An 18,027-nucleotide genomic window follows, 5' to 3' on the forward strand; every position below is an offset into this window, starting at 1 on the left:
CGGCCATTCGGTCCGGCGGTGTCGCGGTTTCCGGGGACGCTGGGCAGGATGGGTCCATGAGCAGACCTCGCACTGGACCTGGCGCCGACGCAACCGGCTCCGTGTTGTCCCTCTGGTCGAAGGACTCGGTGTTGTCGATCGGCTCGGTGGGGTCGGTGCTGTCCATCGGGTCCGTCGGGTCGAGCCTGTCCGTCGGGTCGATCGGGAGCGCGCTGTCGGTCGGATCGATCGGCTCGGCCCTGTCGCTGGTCTCGGCCGGGTCGTGGCTGAGTACCGGGTCCGTGCTGTCCGCGCAGTCGCGGTGGTCGGTCCTGTCGTGGCGGTCGACGCGGGGCTTCCGGGCCGTCGGTGTCGGTGCCGGTGCCGTGGGGGCTGTGACGGTCGTGACGGCCCTGTTGGTGGCCCAACGGGCGCTGCGAAAGCCGTAGTTGGGGGCGGCAGAACTGCCCGTACCTGTGATCGCCGCCTCGCGGCTGCTTCGACGATCCAAGGCTTACGTCGACTCGTGTCGCCCTGGCCGCCGTAGTCGCTCAGTCTTCTCAGTCGCCCTTGTCGTCCGCCGCCTCCGGCGGCTCATGGGCGTGCTTCAGCCGCATCCGGCCCTCCACGCGCTCCGTCGCCGCGACCTCCGTCCAGAAACGGTGGCCGCTGACGAAGACCGCGAGCTCGTGCTCCCGCTGCCGGAGCTTCTCCACCTCGGCCTGTTCGTCGGGCGTCCAGCCGGGGGAGGCGGGGCGCTCCACCTTGCGCCAGCCGCCCGTGTCGCTGAACCCGTCCAGGGGCTCGACCGACCAGGGCAGCCGCTTCAGCAGGGCCGACAGCTCGGCCCGGACCTGATGCAGTTCCTCCTGACCGGCGAGGAGGTCACTCGGGAAGTCGTAGGTCGTAGGCACGCGCTAATGCTACGCCTGTTCGAATTTGGGTCGCGAGTTCCTTGGGGGACTTCACACGATCGGGTTGGGGAAGTTGTTGCTACGGTCGCCGGATGGAGCGCTGGGACCAGGGCGGCGTACGTGCCCGGATACGGGAGCTGGCGGCGCGGGACCCGGACCGGTCGCGCTTCGGGGCGGATGCGCACCGGTACGAGCTGTCGCCCGCGTTGTCGGAGGTGGAGGTCGGGGCGTTCGAGGCGACCCATGGCATCGATCTGCCGGCGGAGTACCGGTCCTTCGTCACGGAGGTGGGTGACGGGCCCGCCGGTCCTGGCCACGGGTTGATGCCGTTGACCGTTCCCCGCCCGGAGGCCGGCGAGGAGTGGGCCGTGGACGACGAGTGGGAAGAGGACCGGCTGTCGGGCCGACTCGCCGAACTGTTCCCCCTCGCCGAACCTCTTCCCGGCCGTATCGGCCGATCGGCCCTCGATCTGACCCGCGGCACGCTCATGCTGGCCGAAGAGGGCTGCGGCATCTACGTCAGGCTGATCCTGAACGGCCCGTGGACGGGCGAGGTCTGGCAGATCGACCCCGACTGGGGCGGCTTCGTCCCGGTGGGCCCGGACTTTCGCACCTGGTACACGGCGTGGCTGCGGCGCCCCTGAGTGCCCCGCCCGCCGGGGAGCCGGAACGGCGGGTGCCTGTCGCCGTGTACGTGTCGCTGGTCGTGGACGGGGTGGAGTTGGCGAAGTCGGATGTCAGTGGGGGCGCCTAGGGTGCTCGGCATGGACGTGGAACTCGTGAGGCTTCAGCCCTGGGGTGACGGTGACTTCTGGTTGTTGGAGCGGCTCAACAGCCCTGAGATGACCGCGCACTTGGGGGGTCCCGAGGGTGAGGCGCAGGTCGCTGCTCGGCATCGGCGGTATGTCGAGTTGGAGCGGGGGTGCATGTACCGGGTCGAGCTGGCGGGGAGTGGGGAGACCGTCGGGTCGATCGGGTTCTGGGAGCGGGAGTGGCGGGGCGAGTCGGTGTGGGAGACCGGGTGGGGGGTGTTGCCCGAGTTCCAGGGGCGCGGGCTCGCCGCCCGGGCGGCCCGTGCCGTTGTCGACGTGGCGCGAGCCGATGGGCGGCACCGGTATCTGCATGCCTTTCCGAGCGTCGGTCATCACGCGTCCAACTCGGTGTGCCGCAAAGCCGGGTTCACCCTGCTCGGTGAGGTGGAGTTCGAGTACCCCAAGGGGTGCTGGTTCCCCTCCAACGACTGGCGGGTTGATCTCGACGGGTGACCCGCCGGTCATTGGAGGGGAGGGGTACCTGGCTGTCAGTTGGCGCTTCGCGCCTCCAACTCCCTTACCAGCCTTGCCGTCACCGGCACCGCGATCCCCTGCCGCTGTGCCGCCCGCAGCAACGCCCCGCCGATCGCGTCCAGTTCGAGCGGGCGGCCCGCCTCCGCGTCGCGCTGCATCGACGACTTGGTCTGCGGAGGGAACGTGTCGTAGCGCGCCAGCGCTCCCGCCGCGTCCGACGGGCCGCCGTACGAACGGCTCACCGCCGCCGTCTCCTCCAGCAGGGCCGTCAACTCCTCGCGGTGGCGCGTGCGTACGTCACCCAGGGGGAGGCCGTAGCGGGTGGTGAGGAGGGCGAGGGGGGCCAGGAACGTCATCTTGGCCCAGAGCGCCGCCGTCTCGTCGGGCCGGACCTGGGCTGCGGGGCCGGCCTCGCGCAGGGCCGCCGCCAGTGCGTCCAGGCGTTCGCGGGGGACCGTGTCGCCTGTCAGGTCGATCTCCGCGAACGGGCTGCCGTGCTCGATCACCCCGGGGGCGACGCGAGTTGACTCGACCCGGATGATCGCGGGGGCGACCCGGGTGGGGGTGTAGCGGGCGCGTAGATGCGTCGGGTGTTCCACGCCGTTCAGGAACGGGACGAGGAGGCCGTCGGCCAGTGCCTTCGCCGGGACTCGGGTGAGGGCCGCGTCCAGGGTCGTCGCCTTGACCGCGATCAGGCAGGCGTCGACCGGTTCGCGCAGTTCCGTGTCCGCCTCCACCGGCGCGGTGAAGTCGCCGAAGCGGGCGCTGCGGACCCGGATTCCGTTCGTACGGAGGGTGTCGGCCGTTTCTTCTCCGGCCAGGCAGATCACCCGGTGGCCGGCCCGGGACAGCAGCGCCGCGAGCAGGCCGCCCACGCCTCCGGGGCCCAGTACCGCCACGGTGAGTTCGTTGTTCGCCATGTTGTCGCGTCCTCTCGTCGGTCGGCCCCGTGAACGGTGGCCGCCTCGGAAGGGATCATCGCAGGTGTGTTCGGAGGAGGACCGGCGGTATCGCCTTCGAAGCGCGAGACTGGACGTATGTGCCGCAGCATCAAGACGCTTCGTCCGCCCGCCCTGCCCGATGACGCCACGGAGGAGGAGATCCGCGCCGCCGCGTTGCAGTTCGTGCGCAAGGTTTCCGGGTTCCGGGCGCCCGCCGCGCACAATCGCGAGGTCTTCGACCACGCGGTTGATGTGATCGCCGAGGCCACGGCTGAGTTGCTTGCGGGGCTTGAGGTGAGGGGTGCGTCGAGGGGAGCGTAGGGGTTGAGCGCGGGCCGGTGGGGGCTGGTCGCGCCCACGCGGCGGAGCCGCACATTGATACAGCCCCGCGCCCCTAAAAAACGAACGCGCGCCCCTGATCCGTAACGAAGCCGCGCCCCGAAGATGCCAACCCACGCCCCTGATCCGTACGAACCCGCGCCCCGACCCGTAACGAACCCGCCCCCTAAGGGGCGCTCACCTCCGCCGTAACCCCCGGCTGGCGCCGCATCACATACGCCGCCCCCGCCCCCGCCCCGAACAACGCGATCAACGACACCCCCGTCGCGAGCCACGTCGCGCCCAGCCACTGCGCCCCGTAGTACCCGAGAGCCACGCTGTACGCCGCCCAGGACAGGCCCGCGAGGGCCGACCAGGGGAGGAAGTCGCGGGCGCGGCGGTGGGCGGCGCCTGCGCCCAGGGAGACGACCGAGCGGCCGGCGGGGGCGAAGCGGGCCAGGATGACCAGGGCTCCGCCGCCGCGGGCCAGGGCCACGCCGAGACGTTCCTGCGCGGTGGTGAGGCGGCGGGAGCGGGAGATCGCGCGGTCCAGGCGTTCGCCGCCGCTCCAGGCCAGCCGGTACGCGACCAGGTCGCCCAGGACGGACGCGGTCGCGGCGCACGCGATCAGCGCCAGGATGCTGGGGACCTCGTGCGGGACGGGAACGGCGTCGGCCGCCGCGCCGGTGCCCGCTGCCGCCGCCGTGGCGGCCGCGATGACCAGGACCCCGCTCGGCAGGACCGGCAGGAACACATCAAGGAGTACGGACAGGGCGACCATGGCGTAGATCCATGGGCTGCCGGTCAGCGACCCCACACTCTCGAACAACACGTCTCCCCGTGAACTCCCCCGTGGGCCGCGGCGAAGGCGGCCAGTGACAGCCATACAGCGTACGCCTGGGTGGGTACAGGAGATTCACGGGGGGCACGTGTGATCCGCACAGTGTGTTCACCCGGCTGCCCTGTCCCGAGGGGCGGGGCGGGCTCGCATCCCGTAGCAACGTAAAGGGGATCTAAACGCACCTGAACGTGAGGAACGGTACACATCATGGTGGCAGGCATATGCGCGGGCGCCGTCGTCGCGGCCCTCCTGGCGAGCGGCGGAGGCGGCACCGGCGTCGGCTCCGGGTCCGGAGCCCCTGACGGGTACTGGATGCGGACGGACGCGCGGTTCGCTCCCGTCGGCGCCCTCGTGCCGTCGGCGGCGGTGACGTACGACAGCACACTGGTTCCGGCCGCCGCGTGGATCCAGGTGAGCCAGCGCATCGCGGTCGGTGGTGCTACGACCGTGCGGCTCAAGGTGGACGGGATGGTGCCGTGGCACGCGTACGCCGTCCATGTGCACCAGAAGCCGTGCGGCGCCGACCCGGCCGCCGCGGGCGGGCACTTCCAGCACAAGCCGTCCACCGACCCGGCCGCCGTCACCGCCGACAACGAGGTGTGGCTCGACTTCACGGCCGACGAGCACGGCGCCGCCGAGGCGAGCGCCCGGCACGACTGGGGCTTCCGGCAGGGCGAGGCGTCCTCCGTGGTCATCCACGACATGCCGGGCAGCCGCGTCCGCGCCGCCTGTTTCACGGTGCCGTTCGGCTGGGCTCCCTGACGTCACGTGAAGGTGCCCTCCCCCGTACGAGAGGGGGAGGGCACCTTCACGTGCGTGTAGGGGTCAGGCGGCGACCGGCGCCTGATCTGCCGACGTCCGCTCACCGGCCGCCGTGGCGGACCGCTTCACGAACAGCCGGTCCACGCCCAGCGCGCCGGACCCCGTGAACACCAGCAGCAGGAAGGCCCAGCAGAACATCGCCGAGGCCTCGCCGCCGTTCTGGATCGGCCACAGGGCCGCCTGCTGGTGGACGTCGAAGTACGCGTACGCCATCGAGCCCGAGGTGATCAGCGCGGCCACGCGGGTGCCGAGGCCGAGCAGGACGAACGTGCCGCCGACGAGCTGGATCACGGCCGCGTACCAGCCGGGCCAGGTGCCCGCGGCGAGGGTGCCGCCGTCGGTGCCGGCGGCGCCGCCGAGGATGCCGAAGAGCGAGGCCGCTCCGTGGCAGGCGAAGAGCAGGCCGACGACGACACGGAACAGGCCGACGGCGTACGGCTGGGCGCTGTTGAGGCGCCCGGACAGGGAGGGAGTCATGTGGGGGGTGCTCCTTCGGTCGGGCCGGTCCGGGTTGCGGACCGGTCTGGGGGACGAGCCGAGTGAGCGATCAACGTTAGGTGAACCTAATCAATGCTTGCAAGTTCAACATTCAGCCACTGTTCAGCTTCCGTTTGCGGTTCCGGATCGGTCGTCGCCGCACGTAGAAGCGCTCTAGCCACCGCGTCGGCGTCCGAAAGCGTGACCGAATCCACGCCCGGACGAGCACCCGCCGCGGTCACCCAGTGCACGCCCTCCGTGGGCACCCCGAACGCGAACCGCCGTGCGTGGACACCTCCTTGACGGTCGATCAGACGGTACGGACGTGGCGTTACGTCGAGTCCTCCCGTTTCGTAACCGTCCACCGTGTGCGGCCGGCACCGGCCCGTTCGCAGCAGCCGGCCGAGGAGTTCGTCGGCCGTGCGGCGCAGGTCCGGTTCGGGCAGCCGGGCCTCTATGAGGGTTGTCACACGCACCGCCGAGCCGGGTATCGCGGGGGAGCGCGCCACCCAGGCGCCGTCCGTCTCCCGCACCTCCAGCCGCGGCCCGAGCACCTCCACCACGCCCGCCGCCACCAGCGCGGCCAGTTCCTCGATACGGCGGCGGGGCGGCCCGATGGACAGGAACGCGTTGAGCGGGGTGTACCAGCGGTCCAGGTGGTCACGGCGGGAGGCACCGGCCAGGCCGCCGTGGTCGACGACCAGCCGGAGTTCGTTGCGCAGATCGCGCAGCACGTCCAGGGCCGCCTTGAGCGGGCCGTCCACATTGCCGAGCGCCGCGTGCCCGGCGTCCTCGCGCAGATACGACAGCAGCCAGTCCCGCCAGGCCGCCGGGTGCGCGAGATCGCGTTCCGTATACGGGCGGGACAGCCGGTCCCAGCTCCAGCGGTCGGCGTCCGGGATTCCGAACTCGTCGAGTATCAGGCCCTCTTGGGGAGCGAGGTGCGGGAAGGCCAGGAAGCGCTCCACGAACTCCGGGCGCCGGGAGGGCCGTAGCAGCGCGGTGTAGTAGACCGTCTCGACCTCCTTCGCCACCAACGGCCATATCTCCGTGAGGAATTCGGGTGGCTCGGCCGAGTCGGCGCGTTTGCGGAAGGCGGATATCGCCTCGGGGGTGAGGACGAGGGGGGTGTGGCGGCCGTACGGCCCCTTCGCGTTGTCGCCGCGGGCCTGGTACGGGATGCCTCGGCGTGAACCGGCGTACAGGCGGGGCTCGTTGCCGGAGGGGAGGTAGCGCAGGTCACCGCTCTCCGTGCGGGCGAAACGGCCGCCCCTGCCCGTCGTCAACAGGGCTGTGTGGTCGAAGAAGTTGAGGCCCAGGCCGCGCAACAGCACTGGTTCGCCGGGGCGTACGACGGACAGGTCGACGTCGGCCGGGTTGGCGGGCGGGATGTGGTGCAGGCCGTGGCGGTCGGCGTAGGAGGAGAGGCGGCGCCGGGTGGTGTCCGGGGCCGTCGGGAGGTGGCCCTGCGCCAGGACCACGGCCGAAAGGGCGGACAGGGTACGGCCGTTGTCGAGGGTGAGGGACTGGTGGCCGTCGGGTGCGTCGTCGAGGCGTACCGCGCGTGCCCTGTGGGTCGCGACCCGGACGGACTCGGGGGCCTCGCGGACCGTGCGGGCGAACACCCACTCCAGATAGCGGCCGTAGTGCGCGCGGGTGGGGTAGTCGTCCGGGCCCAGTTCGGCGGGCGCCCACTCGTGCAGGCTCGGGCCGGGGCGGACCGGGCCCGAGCAGTCCACGCTGGTGTCGGTGAAGAGGGTCACCTGGGAGGCCACGGTGTTCATCAGCAGCTCGGGCGACTGCGCGGAGCGCCACACGCGGCCGGGGCCCGGGGGCGCCGGGTCGACGACGTGGACGGTGAGCCGGGTGCCGGGCGGCAGGAGTTCCGGCGCGGAGGCGCAGAGGCGCTCCAGGACGCTCGTACCGCGCGGACCGGCGCCGACCACGGCGACCGAGACGGAGGCCGGGGTGGGGGCCGGTTCGCCGTCGGGCGCGTTCACTGCAGACAAAGGGGTGACTCCCGGGCGTGTGGGGGCGCAATGGAGCAGACCGCCCACCGGGAAAGCGGACGGCCCGCCTCATCATGCCCCCAGCGAGATCACGAGGGTGTCAGCGGGGACTCCTCCACGGTCTTCAGCGTCCCGTCCGCCCGTGCCTGCTCCAGCCGCAGCCGGGCCGAACGACCGCGCAGGGTAAGGGTCATGAGCTGGTTGCCGAACCAAGGGCCGCCCGTCTTGCGCCACTTGACCGACGGGTGTGGGCAACGGCCGTGCCGGGCGAGGCGGCGGCCCAGACCGCGCGCTACAGCGCTCCAGCCGAAACGGAAGCCGAGGCGTATGTAAGAGGGGATCGAGTTGTGGACGGGCGAGCAGGTCAGCTGGAGGACACGGGAACTCGGGCTGCCCGTCCGCCACTTGGGCTCCGCCACATACGCATGATGTACGTCACCCGACAGCACGAGCACCGACGCCGGTGCCCCGTCCCCCGACCCCACCTCGGCGATCAGGTCCGCCAGCTCCTCGAAGGACTCCGGGAACGCCGCCCAGTGCTCCAGGTCGGCCGCGCGGCGCAGTTTCTCGCCGAACTCGGCCCAGCGGGCGCCCCGTTCACCTCGGCACAGGGCCGCGTCCCAGGACTCGGCGTCGTGGATGAGGTGGGGCAGCAGCCAGGGGAGCGAGGTGCCGATGAGGAGGTGGTCGTAGGAACCGGGATCTGTCAGTGCCTCGGTGCGCAGCCACTCTGCCTCGCCGGGGTCGAGCATCGCGCGGTGCTGCTCGTCGAGGACGCGGGCCGCCCTGCTGTCCACCATGAGCAGGCGGACCCGGCCGAAGTCGCGCCGGTAGCTCCAGCGGGCGGTGGCCGGGTCGGCGTCGGCGCGGCAGGCGAAGGCGCGGAGCTCGTCGGTGCCGTCGGGGGCGTCACGGACCGCCAAGTAGAGGGGATCGGCGGCGAGTTCGGCGGGGGAGAGGTTCCCGAGGTGCTGGTGCACCCAGTACGACATCAGCCCGCTGAGCAGTCGCTCGCGCCACCACGGGGTGGCCCGCATGTCCGTCAGCCAGGATGCGCTGGTGTTCCAGTCGTCGATGACGTCGTGGTCGTCGAAGATCATGCAACTCGGCACGGTGGACAGCAGCCAGCGGATCTCCGGGTCCAGCCAGGACTCGTAGTAGAGGCGCGTGTACTCCTCGTAGTCCGCGACCTCGCTGCCCGGCGGCTCGCTCAGGTCGCGGCGGGCGGAGAGCCAGCGGCGGGTCGCGTCGGAGACCTCGTCGGCGTACACCTGGTCGCCCAACAGGAGGAGTACGTCCGGCCGTTCGGCCTTCGGGTCGCGGGCGATGCGCGAGGCCAGTGTGTCCAGGGCGTCCGGGCCCACCGGGTCGTGGTCGTCGGCGGGCGGCGCGGCCCAGCGGCAGGAGCCGAACGCGACACGGACCGTACCGTCGGCGTCCGGGGTGTGGATCACGGACGGCGGGAAGGGGGACTCGGGCAGCGGCCACACGCGCGTGCCGTCCAGGAACACCTCGTACGGCGTCGACGTCCCGGGCGTGAGGCCCTCCACCGGCACCAACGCGTAGTGGTGGCCCGCCACTTGGAAGGTCCGGGTGGTGCCCCGGGCGCCGTCCGCGCAGCGCACCTCGGCGGTGCACGGACGGCTCGCCTCGACCCATACGGTCGCGGACGAGCCGTCGGCGTAGCGAAGCAGTGGTCCAAGACTCAGTCCGGCCACGGTTGATCACCTTCCTCCGTCGCCCCGTACGGTACGGAACGACGGAGGCCGGCGCCTAGATCTCCAGACGGATCTCCGGAGAGATCTCCCGTGGGATCAGCAGCCGCTGAGGACCGAGGTCAGCTTGGCCTTCTCGGCGGTGTCGACCGAGAGGTCGTAGTAGTACTTCACCTGGACCCAGGCACGCACGTAGGTGCAGGCGTACGAGGTGAGCGGGGGCATCCACTCGGCCGGGTCCTGGTCGCTCTTGGACTGGTTGACGTTGTCCGTGACGGCGATCAGCTGCGGCCGGGTGACGTCGTTGGCGAAGGCCTGGCGCTGGGCGGTGGTCCAGTTGCGGGCGCCGGAGTCCCAGGCCTCGGCGAGCGGGACGAGGTGGTCGATGTCCAGGTCGGAGGCGGCGGTCCAGGTGGCGCCGTCGTAGACCGAGTACCAGCTGCCGCTGGTCGCGGTGCAGGCGGAGTTGGTGACGACGTTCGTACCGTCCCGCTTGAGGATGTACTCACGGGTGTTGCAGGTGCCGCTGATCGTGATCCAGGTGGGGAACAGGTCACGGTCGTAGCCGGTCCGGACCTCGGTGGCCACGGTGAGGGAGGCGAGGTAGGTGCGGGCGGTGGCGGCGCTGACCGGGGTGGGAAGGGCTGCGGAGGCGGCCGGACCGTTGAAGAGTCCGGCGAAGGCTATGAGTCCGGTGAGTGTCGCGAGTATGCTGAGCCGTCGACGCGCGTAGAACTTCGGCATACGAACTCCCTGGTGGTGTGGGGGTGTTGGAGTGCGAGCGGGGAAATGCTCGCGGTGCCGTGTTGCGGGAAGGTGTGCGTCCGGTAAGAAGTTAGTGACGTGCTCATGACACAACAAGGGGCGCGACGAGACTTTCCTCACGGGTGGGCAGGGCCGGTCCTCGCGTACAGTGGACGGCGCAGAAGGGGAGTAGCTCTTCGCCGGACCGTCGACATACTGCTCAGCTCGTCTGAGCCGGCGCCCGGAGGCAGGTTCGTCCCGCAGGTGGGACGGGTCGGCCAGCGAGACCTTCGGTAAAGCAGTGCACTAGTCGTTTTTCGTGTGCGCTGCCGTGCCGAGGTGTCCGCGGACAGCAATCACACTCTCGGTGGGGCAGCCCCGACCGATTGAGGAATCTTGATCAGCATCAGTGTGACGGCGCTCGTCTTCGGCGTCGTCTTTCTCGCCGAACTCCCCGACAAGACCGCGCTCGCCGGACTCGTCCTCGGCACCCGCTACCGCGCCTCGTACGTCTTCGCCGGCGTGGCCGCCGCGTTCCTTCTCCACGTCGTGCTCGCGGTGGCGGCGGGCAGCGTACTGACGCTGCTGCCACGGCAGTTGGTGGCCGCGGTGACCGGTGTGCTCTTCCTGGGCGGGGCCGCGGTGCTCCTCTTCAAGAAGGGCGATGACGAGGAGGAGGTCCGCAAGCCCAAGGACCAGTCCTTCTGGAAGGTCTCCGGCGCCGGTTTCATGCTCATCCTGGTCGCCGAGTTCGGTGACCTGACCCAGATCATGACGGCCAACCTCGCGGCCCGCTACGACGATCCGTTCTCCGTCGGGCTCGGTGCGGTGCTGGCGTTGTGGGCGGTGGCCGGACTGGGCATCGTGGGCGGGAAGGCGCTGATGAAGCGGGTGCCGCTGAAGCTGATCACGCGGATCGCGGCGGTGCTGATGCTGGCGCTGGGGGCGTGGAGTCTGTGGGAGGCGGCGACGGGCTGAGCGTGTGAGGGGGCTCGTGCGGGTGTCTTGGGTGCGGGCGCGGTGAGCTGAACGGTGGGTGAACTGTTCCGGGGGGTGGTGGCGCGATGCCGGTCTTATTTTGTATCGTAGAGAAACAAAGTGGTTCCCGTCCGTTCTCCCTGACCGGCGGGCGGGGCCACCTTGTCCCTCCGGGGGTTGACCGGGGTGACCAGGTTGACCGACGTACACCTCTCCCGTTCCTTGGAGCCTGCCGATGACGGCCACCACCGTGCTCACCGCCCGCGCCCTCCTGCTGGACATGGACGGCACCCTCGTCGACTCGCACGCCGTCGTCGAGCGCATCTGGCGGAACTGGTCCGACCGGCACGGGCTGAACGCGGACGAGGTCATGAAGGTCGTGCACGGCCGGCAGGGGTACGCGTCGATGGCGCTGCTGCTGCCCGGCCGGCCCATGGAGCAGAACTACGCCGAGAACGCCCGGATGCTCGCCGAGGAGACCGCGGACGTCGAGGGCGTCGTCCCGATCCCGGGCGCGCCGGAATTTCTGGCGTCTTTGCAGGGTCTTCCGCACGCGCTCGTCACGTCGGCGGACGTCGCGCTGTCCACGGCGCGGATGGGTGCGGCGGGCTTGGGGTTGCCGGAGGTCCGCATCACCGCGGAGTCCGTCGGTGCGAGCAAGCCCGATCCGGAGGGCTTTCTGAAGGGCGCGGCGGAACTGGGTGTCGCGCCTGCGGATTGTGTTGTCTTCGAGGACTCCGGGGCGGGGATCGCTGCGGGGCGCTCCGCGGGGATGCGGGTGGTGGGGGTCGGGCCGCAGGCCGGGTTCCATCGGGCGGATGTTGTGGTGCGGGATTTGCGTGAGGTGCGGGTTGAGGATTTGGGGGGCGGGGGAATTCGGCTGCACGTGGGGTAGGGGTGGGGGCTGGGGTGGCGGGTGGGCGTGCGGCGTGCGGGTTGGGGTGGCGCGTTGGTTGTGCCTCTTGGGGTTGTTTTGCGGGTGCCGCGGCGTGGGGGCTGGTCGCGCAGTTCCCCGCGCCCCTTTGGGGCGCTGTTCCTCGGGGGCGTCGTCCTGTGGGCGTTGGTCCACGCATGTTGGTCTACGTGTGTTGGCCCACGCGTGTTGGCCTACGGCTGTGGGCTGCTGCCGGCCGGTGCCGGGTGGTGTGTCGGATCGGACGCCCTTCGTGCCGCAGGGACGGCTGGTGGGTCGTCGGCCGGGATGACGGGTTCGGGTTCGGTACTGCCGAGCCTCGTGCCGTGTCGCCGGGTCGGTGCGCGCCCCGGTGCCTCGCGCGACCCGGCAACCTTCAACCCCGGCGCTCCCCGCAGACGCCGGCGGCCTTCAACTCCGTCCACTCGCAAGCCCGGCGCCTCTCAGCTCCGCCCGCGAGCAACTCCGGCGCCCCTGCAAGCCCCGGCGCCCTTTAGCTCCGGCCCTCGCAACCCCGGCGCTCCCCGCGAACCCGGCGCCTCTAAAGCCCCCCCCAGCCAGCGCAGCGTTACGGCTCGGTTGTCTCTGATTCCAGCCTTGCTCGTGTGGCCGTCCCGTACACGCCCAGCTCGTCGGACGTGATGCCGCGGGCTACCTGGTAGGTGCGTACCGAAGCCTGGACCTGCTTGTCGAAGATGCCGTTGTCGGGGCCGGAGTAGAGCCGCAACTGGGCCAGGCGGAGCTGGAGTTCGGTGACCTCGGGGCCTGCGTCGCCGCGTTGCAGGATCGTGGTGGGGGTGCTGTTGCCCTGGCGGTCCGTGGCGGAGGCCGTTGACGTGGAGGTGGTGGACGTCGGGGTGGGGCTGAGGTTCGCGGACCTGGAGGTTGCGGCGGACGGGGTCGGCGACGCCGTCGGTGACGGGGTCTCGCTGAGCGACGGGGTCGGGGACGCCGACGTCGGCTGTGCGGACGTGGAACCGCTCGTGGACGGAGTCACCGGCGGCGCGCTCTTCGACACCGTCGGGACGCTCGCCCGTACGTCCTGAGGGGCCGCCTCGTCCCGTGACGGGCTCTCGTACGAGAACATGCCGCTCGCGAAACCGGCCACCGCGGCCACCGCGACGACGGCCCCCGCGACGGCGAGGAGGACGGTACGGCGGTGGCGGTGGCGGCGGCTGTGTGGGGAGTCGTCGTCCGTTGGTTGTTCCGGGGTGCCCGCGCCGCTCTCGTAGCCCCCGCCGTCCGCGAACAGGCTCAGGTCCGTCGCGATCGGGGCCGTGTCCGACGGTGCCCGCAGGGTGGGGAGGATCGACGTCTCCTCCTGAGGGGTGTGTGCGGCCGGTGCGGGCTTCACCGCGCGCAGCAGCATCGTCTCCTCGACCGCCGGCAGCCGCTGTGTCTCACCCTCGGGGGTTGCCGGTGCGGGCGGTGCCGCCGATGTCGCCGGAGGCGTCTGCTCCTGTGGGTTGCCGTCCAGTTCCACATACGGTCTGATCCGCAGCGGGTCGAAGTCCTCCGCCGCTGCCGCCTCCGCCGTGCGCGCGTCGCGCAGCGCGTCGGACGCCCGTTGGGTGCAGGCGCAGGACGGGGAGCCGTCGGCTGCCCGAGGTGCCCCGCACTGCGGGCATATGTGGCCCTTCGCCTCGTTCACGTGTTCGTCCCTCCCCGTCGAACTCCAGAGGTTATGCGGATCTCCTTCACGCCGTCTCCTCCGACCCCCGGAATGCGGGCTTCCATTCGGACTCAACAGGCCGTACCGGGCCATACCGATCACCATGGATGTGTAACGAGAGCCTCGGGAGGTCTTCATGGCCGACGATGCGCACGGTATGACGGGGAATGTGCAAGACGCGCAGCCACCGGAGAAGCCCCCGCAGCGGGGCGATTCCGCACAGGAACACGTGTCCGGCAACGTCCTCGTCTCGATCGGGGCGCTGCTCCTCGGGCTGCTGCTCGCCGCCCTCGACCAGACCATCGTGTCGACCGCGCTGCCGACGATCGTCAGTGATCTCGGCGGGCTTGAACATCTGTCGTGGGTGGTCACGGCGTATCTGCTCGCCTCGACCGCCGCGACTCCGCTGTGGGGCAAGCTGGGCGACCAGTACGGGCGGAAGAGGCTGTTCCAGATCGCGATCGTGATCTTTCTCGTCGGGTCGGCGCTCTGCGGCTTGGCGCAGAGTATGCCCCAGTTGATCGCCTTCCGGGCGTTGCAGGGTCTCGGCGGCGGCGGGCTGATCGTGCTGTCGATGGCGATCGTCGGCGACGTCGTCTCCCCGCGTGAACGCGGGCGCTACCAGGGGCTGTTCGGCGCCGTCTTCGGTGCGACGAGTGTCCTCGGGCCGCTCCTCGGCGGACTGTTCACCGAGCATCTGAGCTGGCGCTGGGTCTTCTACATCAACCTCCCCGTCGGTGTCGTCGCCCTCGCCGTCATCGCGACCGCCCTGCACATCCCGCGCAAGTCGACCCGGCACGTCATCGACTACCTCGGCACCTTCCTCATCGCCGCGGTCGCGACCTGCCTGGTCCTCGTCGCCTCGCTCGGCGGCACCACCTGGGGCTGGGGCTCGCCGCAGATCATCGGGCTCGCGGTGCTGGGTGTGGTGCTCATCGGGGCGTTCGTCGCCGTGGAGCGCCGGGCCGCCGAACCCGTCCTCCCGCTGAAGCTGTTCCGCGTCCGCACCTTCACGCTCGCCGCCGTCATCAGCTTCATCGTCGGCTTCGCGATGTTCGGCGCGATGACCTATCTGCCGACCTTCCTCCAGGTCGTCCAGGGCATCTCGCCGACCATGTCCGGCGTCCACATGCTGCCGATGGTGTTCGGCATGCTGATCTCGTCCACCGGCTCCGGCCAGGTCGTCAGCCGCACCGGCCGCTGGAAGGTGTTCCCCATCGCGGGCACCGGCATCACCGCCCTCGGCCTGCTGCTCCTCCACCGGCTCGACGAGAACAGCTCGACCGCCGAGATGAGCGCGTACTTCTTCGTCTTCGGGCTCGGACTCGGCCTGGTCATGCAGGTGTTGGTGCTCATCGTGCAGAACGCCGTCTCGTACGAGGACCTCGGCGTCGCCACCTCCGGCGCGACCTTCTTCCGGTCCATCGGCGCCTCGTTCGGCGTCGCCATCTTCGGCACGATCTTCGCGAGCCGGCTGGGCGACAAGCTCACCGACGCCCTCCGGGGCACCTCGCTGCCGGCGGGCGTCACACCGGACGGCCTCGAGTCCGACCCGCGCGGCATCTCCGAACTGCCGCTCGCGGTACGGCCGGAGGCCCTGCACGCGTATGCGTCCTCGATCACCGACGTGTTCCTGTACGCCGCTCCCGTCGCCCTCGTCGGTTTCGTCCTGGCGTGGTTCCTCAAGGAGGACAAGCTGCGCGGCTCGGTCACCGCCCCCGACGTCACCGAGACCCTCGCCAGCAACCCGGTCGAGCGGTCCTCGTACGACGAGGTGTGCCGCGCGCTGTCCGTGCTCGGCACGCGGGAGGGGCGCCGCGAGATCTACCGGACGATCACCGCGAAGGCGGGCTACGACCTTCAGCCCGCGGCGAGTTGGCTGCTCCTGCGCATCAAGCGGTACGGCTGGGCGGAACCGGGTGTGCTCGCCGAGCGCAGCTCGGTGCCGTTGCCCGTCATCCTGGCCGCGGTTCGTCAGGTCGAGGAGCGGCGGCTCGCGGTACGGGAGGGTCTCGACCTCCAACTGACTGACCAGGGGCGGGAAGTGGCCGAGAAGCTGTCACAGGCTCGTGAGGAGTCCCTTGCGGAGGCGCTGGGGGACTGGTGGGGGCCGGATCGGCCTACGGATCTCATTCAGCTGGTGAAGGAGCTGAACGGGGAGTTGTGCGGTTCGGACAGTGAGCAGCCGCACAACGGGACGGCTGCGACGCTCAGTTGAGGTCCTTTCGGGAGCGGTGCTTCGAGTGGTGGCGGGTGGGTGAGCCCGTGTCGAGTAGGCACCGTGCGCGCACCTCTTTTGGTTCGGTCGCCTTCGGGGCGCTGGGAGCCGGTGTCGAGAGCCCCACCGTGCTCGGCGCTGCGCGCCTCCGCGCGCTGGGTCTCTCGACACCGGCGCGCCCCTACGGCTCCCTCTCGGCCGTCGGCGTGGGGACAGTCCAACTTGGTGGGCCCTCGCCGTCAGTCGGACAGGCTTTTGCGGAACCAGTGTTCTGCGTACGGGTCGTTGTTGTGCCGGTCGGTCTCCTCGTAGCCGAGTCTTGTGTAGAGGGTGCGGGCCTCCACCAGGTCGTTCCTGGTGTCGAGGATCATCACCTTGGCGCCCAGGTCGCGGGCGGCGTCCTCGGCGGCCGTCACGAGCCTCGGGGCGCCGCCCCGGCCGCGCATCCCCTCGTAGATGAAGACCCTTGTCAGTTCGGCGGTCGTGGCGTCGAGGAGTCGTACGCCCGCCGATCCGGCTGCCGCGCCCTCGTGCCACGCGACGAGCAACTGGCCGTAGGGCAGGGCGAGTTCGGCGCCGGTGCGGGCGGCGATCTCGCGTTCCAGTTCGGCGGGGTCCGTGCGGTGGTTCTCGTGCAGCAGGTACCAGCGGTCGCTGACCTCGGTGTAGTACGCCCGCCAGAGCGCGGCGGCGACGGGGGAGTCGTGGGGTTCCGGGGCGATCGTCCAGGTCATGCGGGCATTGTCAGGAGGTGGCGGGGGTGCGGCGCAACCGAATATGGGTCACCTCGGGGGACGAGTCCAGGACTTGCGTCTTGTGCCACTCGATGTGGGTGTCACCCACGTTGTCGAACAGGCGCCGTCCGCCGCACGCGAGGACCGGTACGACATGCAGGAGGAGTTCGTCCAACCAGCCCGCGCTGATGAACTGCTGGACCAGGTCGGCGCCGCCCGCGAGGGAGACGTCCTTGCCGCCGGCCGCCTCGCGGGCCAACTCCAGTGCGCGGCCGGGGCCTTCGGTGACGAAGTGGTAGGTCGTACCGCCCTTCTTCACCACCGGCTCGCGCGGGTGGTGGGTGACGACGAACACGGGGGCGTGGAACGGCGGTTCGTCGCCCCACGGGGTCTCCCCGCTGACGAACATGCCGTGGCCCATGACCACCGCGCCCGGCCGTTCGATCCACTCGGCGATCAACGTGTCGTCCGGCCCTTCCGTGCCGCCCTTCATGCCCTGCATCCGGCGGAAGCTGCGCAGCCCGAACACCCATGTGTGCAACCGCTCCCCGCCGATGCCCAGCGGATGCTCCCGCCCCGACTCCGGGCCCGCGATGTACCCGTCCAGCGACATGGCCAGCCGTGCGATGACCTCACCCATGACAACCTCCTCGATCGGTCCTTACCCGTGCGTCGAACGGGGCGGGGCGGAATCGACACACCGGCGACACGAATTCCGCCGAGGTGTGGTCGTCGTTTGAAGAGGGCCTTTACGGCAACCCGGTAGAGGAACCGACCGACTACGAGAGCCGGTTGGCCAAGAACCCGGAAGGCACTCATGTCCACAGGCGTGATCATCGTTTTGATCGTGATCGTGGTCGGCGTGGTCGCTGCCGCGGCCGCCCTGGCGCTGCGTGCCCGAGGCGCGACCGGCGGCTCGGGCCTGAAGCGCCGCTTCGGGCCGGAGTACGACCGCGCCGTGGCCCGGCACGACGGCGACGCGAAGGCCGCCGAGCAGGAGCTCGGCGCGCGCGTCCAGGAGCACGGCTCGCTGCACGAGCAGCCGCTGGAGCCCGCGGCCCGTGAGCAGTACCAGGCCCGTTGGGCCGCCGCCCAGGAGCTCTTCGTCGACTCGCCCCGCCAGGCCGTGGCCGACGTCGACCAGCTGCTCGGCGAGGTCGCCGGCGCCCGGGGTTTCCCCGATGTCGCCGAGTACGAGAAGCAGTTCGACGCGCTGTCCGTGCACCACGCGGACCACGTCCACGGCTACCGGCGCGTGCACCGCGTCGTCACCGCGCGGACGAACGGCACACCGGAGAGCCAGGCCGGCACCGAGGAGATGCGTGAGGCCATGCTCGAAGCCCGCGCCCTCTTCGACGACCTGGTGAGCGACGACAGCCGTAGCAGCCGAAACGGCAACGGCCACGGGCGTGGCGGCCGCCACTCGATCGGCACATTCAACAAGCAGGCACTGAAGGGGAGTTGAG

The 18,027-nt window shown here is 70.7% G+C and carries 19 protein-coding genes; 9 read left to right on the top strand and 10 right to left on the bottom strand.

Features of this window, described 5'->3' with window-relative positions:
• Positions 1–56 precede the first annotated feature (56 nt).
• Positions 57–428 (top strand): hypothetical protein, encoded by a 372-nt coding sequence (locus tag OG714_RS35410; protein WP_406127183.1) that lies wholly within the window; start codon positions 57–59, stop codon positions 426–428.
• Between the two features lie 111 nt (positions 429–539).
• Here OG714_RS35410 and OG714_RS35415 read toward each other — a convergent pair whose 3' ends face one another.
• Complete coding sequence (locus tag OG714_RS35415) at positions 540–893, bottom strand: hypothetical protein (protein ID WP_406127185.1); 354 nt, start codon at positions 891–893, stop codon at positions 540–542.
• A 92-nt stretch (positions 894–985) separates the two neighbouring features.
• On the opposite strand from OG714_RS35415, the gene OG714_RS35420 reads away from it, so the two are divergent.
• Both OG714_RS35420 and OG714_RS35425 read left to right on the top strand, forming a co-directional pair.
• Positions 986–1,537, top strand: a complete 552-nt coding sequence (locus OG714_RS35420; protein WP_406127187.1) for an SMI1/KNR4 family protein — start codon at positions 986–988, stop codon at positions 1,535–1,537.
• A 120-nt stretch (positions 1,538–1,657) separates the two neighbouring features.
• Positions 1,658–2,158: a GNAT family N-acetyltransferase gene (locus OG714_RS35425; RefSeq protein ID WP_406127189.1), complete on the top strand. Its 501-nt coding sequence runs from the start codon at positions 1,658–1,660 to the stop codon at positions 2,156–2,158.
• Between the two features lie 35 nt (positions 2,159–2,193).
• Here the strand turns inward: OG714_RS35425 and OG714_RS35430 are convergent, their stop codons facing one another.
• Complete coding sequence (locus OG714_RS35430) at positions 2,194–3,099, bottom strand: ketopantoate reductase family protein (protein ID WP_406127190.1); 906 nt, start codon at positions 3,097–3,099, stop codon at positions 2,194–2,196.
• Between the two features lie 117 nt (positions 3,100–3,216).
• On the opposite strand from OG714_RS35430, the gene OG714_RS35435 reads away from it, so the two are divergent.
• On the top strand, positions 3,217–3,441 hold the full coding sequence (locus OG714_RS35435; protein WP_406127192.1) for a DUF2277 domain-containing protein: 225 nt from the start codon (positions 3,217–3,219) through the stop codon (positions 3,439–3,441).
• 184 nt (positions 3,442–3,625) lie between these two features.
• On the opposite strand, the gene OG714_RS35440 is transcribed toward OG714_RS35435, so the two are convergent.
• Positions 3,626–4,267, bottom strand: a complete 642-nt coding sequence (locus OG714_RS35440) for a DedA family protein (RefSeq protein WP_406127194.1) — start codon at positions 4,265–4,267, stop codon at positions 3,626–3,628.
• A gap of 219 nt (positions 4,268–4,486) precedes the next feature.
• Between OG714_RS35440 and OG714_RS35445 the strand changes: the two genes are divergently transcribed.
• Positions 4,487–5,041 (top strand): superoxide dismutase family protein, encoded by a 555-nt coding sequence (locus OG714_RS35445; protein ID WP_406127196.1) that lies wholly within the window; start codon positions 4,487–4,489, stop codon positions 5,039–5,041.
• Between the two features lie 63 nt (positions 5,042–5,104).
• On the opposite strand, the gene OG714_RS35450 is transcribed toward OG714_RS35445, so the two are convergent.
• The 4 genes from OG714_RS35450 to OG714_RS35465 all read right to left on the bottom strand — a co-directional run bounded on the left by OG714_RS35450 (position 5,105) and on the right by OG714_RS35465 (position 10,046).
• Complete coding sequence (locus OG714_RS35450) at positions 5,105–5,566, bottom strand: DoxX family protein (protein ID WP_406132073.1); 462 nt, start codon at positions 5,564–5,566, stop codon at positions 5,105–5,107.
• A gap of 98 nt (positions 5,567–5,664) precedes the next feature.
• The gene (locus OG714_RS35455) at positions 5,665–7,587 is read right to left on the bottom strand and encodes an FAD/NAD(P)-binding protein (protein WP_406127197.1); all 1,923 of its coding nucleotides are present in this window, start codon (positions 7,585–7,587) and stop codon (positions 5,665–5,667) included.
• Positions 7,588–7,676: 89 nt separating this feature from the next.
• Positions 7,677–9,305: an alkaline phosphatase D family protein gene (locus tag OG714_RS35460; protein WP_406127198.1), complete on the bottom strand. Its 1,629-nt coding sequence runs from the start codon at positions 9,303–9,305 to the stop codon at positions 7,677–7,679.
• A 96-nt stretch (positions 9,306–9,401) separates the two neighbouring features.
• Positions 9,402–10,046: an HNH endonuclease family protein gene (locus tag OG714_RS35465; protein WP_406127200.1), complete on the bottom strand. Its 645-nt coding sequence runs from the start codon at positions 10,044–10,046 to the stop codon at positions 9,402–9,404.
• 396 nt (positions 10,047–10,442) lie between these two features.
• Between OG714_RS35465 and OG714_RS35470 the strand changes: the two genes are divergently transcribed.
• Together OG714_RS35470 and OG714_RS35475 are read left to right on the top strand one after the other, a co-directional pair.
• Entirely contained in the window at positions 10,443–11,024 is a 582-nt protein-coding gene (locus OG714_RS35470; RefSeq protein ID WP_406127202.1) for a TMEM165/GDT1 family protein, read from the top strand.
• A gap of 235 nt (positions 11,025–11,259) precedes the next feature.
• The gene (locus tag OG714_RS35475; RefSeq protein ID WP_406127204.1) at positions 11,260–11,919 is read left to right on the top strand and encodes an HAD family hydrolase; all 660 of its coding nucleotides are present in this window, start codon (positions 11,260–11,262) and stop codon (positions 11,917–11,919) included.
• Positions 11,920–12,505: 586 nt separating this feature from the next.
• On the opposite strand, the gene OG714_RS35480 is transcribed toward OG714_RS35475, so the two are convergent.
• Positions 12,506–13,588, bottom strand: coding sequence for a peptidoglycan-binding protein (locus OG714_RS35480; RefSeq protein ID WP_406127206.1), 1,083 nt, complete (start codon positions 13,586–13,588; stop codon positions 12,506–12,508).
• Between the two features lie 157 nt (positions 13,589–13,745).
• Here OG714_RS35480 and OG714_RS35485 point away from each other — a divergent pair, with 157 nt between their 5' ends.
• Positions 13,746–15,827: a DHA2 family efflux MFS transporter permease subunit gene (locus tag OG714_RS35485; protein ID WP_406127208.1), complete on the top strand. Its 2,082-nt coding sequence runs from the start codon at positions 13,746–13,748 to the stop codon at positions 15,825–15,827.
• 239 nt (positions 15,828–16,066) lie between these two features.
• Here OG714_RS35485 and OG714_RS35490 read toward each other — a convergent pair whose 3' ends face one another.
• Together OG714_RS35490 and OG714_RS35495 are read right to left on the bottom strand one after the other, a co-directional pair.
• The gene (locus tag OG714_RS35490) at positions 16,067–16,561 is read right to left on the bottom strand and encodes a GNAT family N-acetyltransferase (protein ID WP_406127210.1); all 495 of its coding nucleotides are present in this window, start codon (positions 16,559–16,561) and stop codon (positions 16,067–16,069) included.
• A 10-nt stretch (positions 16,562–16,571) separates the two neighbouring features.
• The gene (locus OG714_RS35495; RefSeq protein WP_406127212.1) at positions 16,572–17,201 is read right to left on the bottom strand and encodes a dihydrofolate reductase family protein; all 630 of its coding nucleotides are present in this window, start codon (positions 17,199–17,201) and stop codon (positions 16,572–16,574) included.
• 177 nt (positions 17,202–17,378) lie between these two features.
• Here OG714_RS35495 and OG714_RS35500 point away from each other — a divergent pair, with 177 nt between their 5' ends.
• Positions 17,379–18,026, top strand: a complete 648-nt coding sequence (locus OG714_RS35500) for a hypothetical protein (RefSeq protein WP_406127214.1) — start codon at positions 17,379–17,381, stop codon at positions 18,024–18,026.
• Position 18,027: the final 1 nt, after the last annotated feature.

Source organism: Streptomyces sp. NBC_00989, assembly GCF_045162655.1.
Classification (GTDB): domain Bacteria; phylum Actinomycetota; class Actinomycetes; order Streptomycetales; family Streptomycetaceae; genus Streptomyces.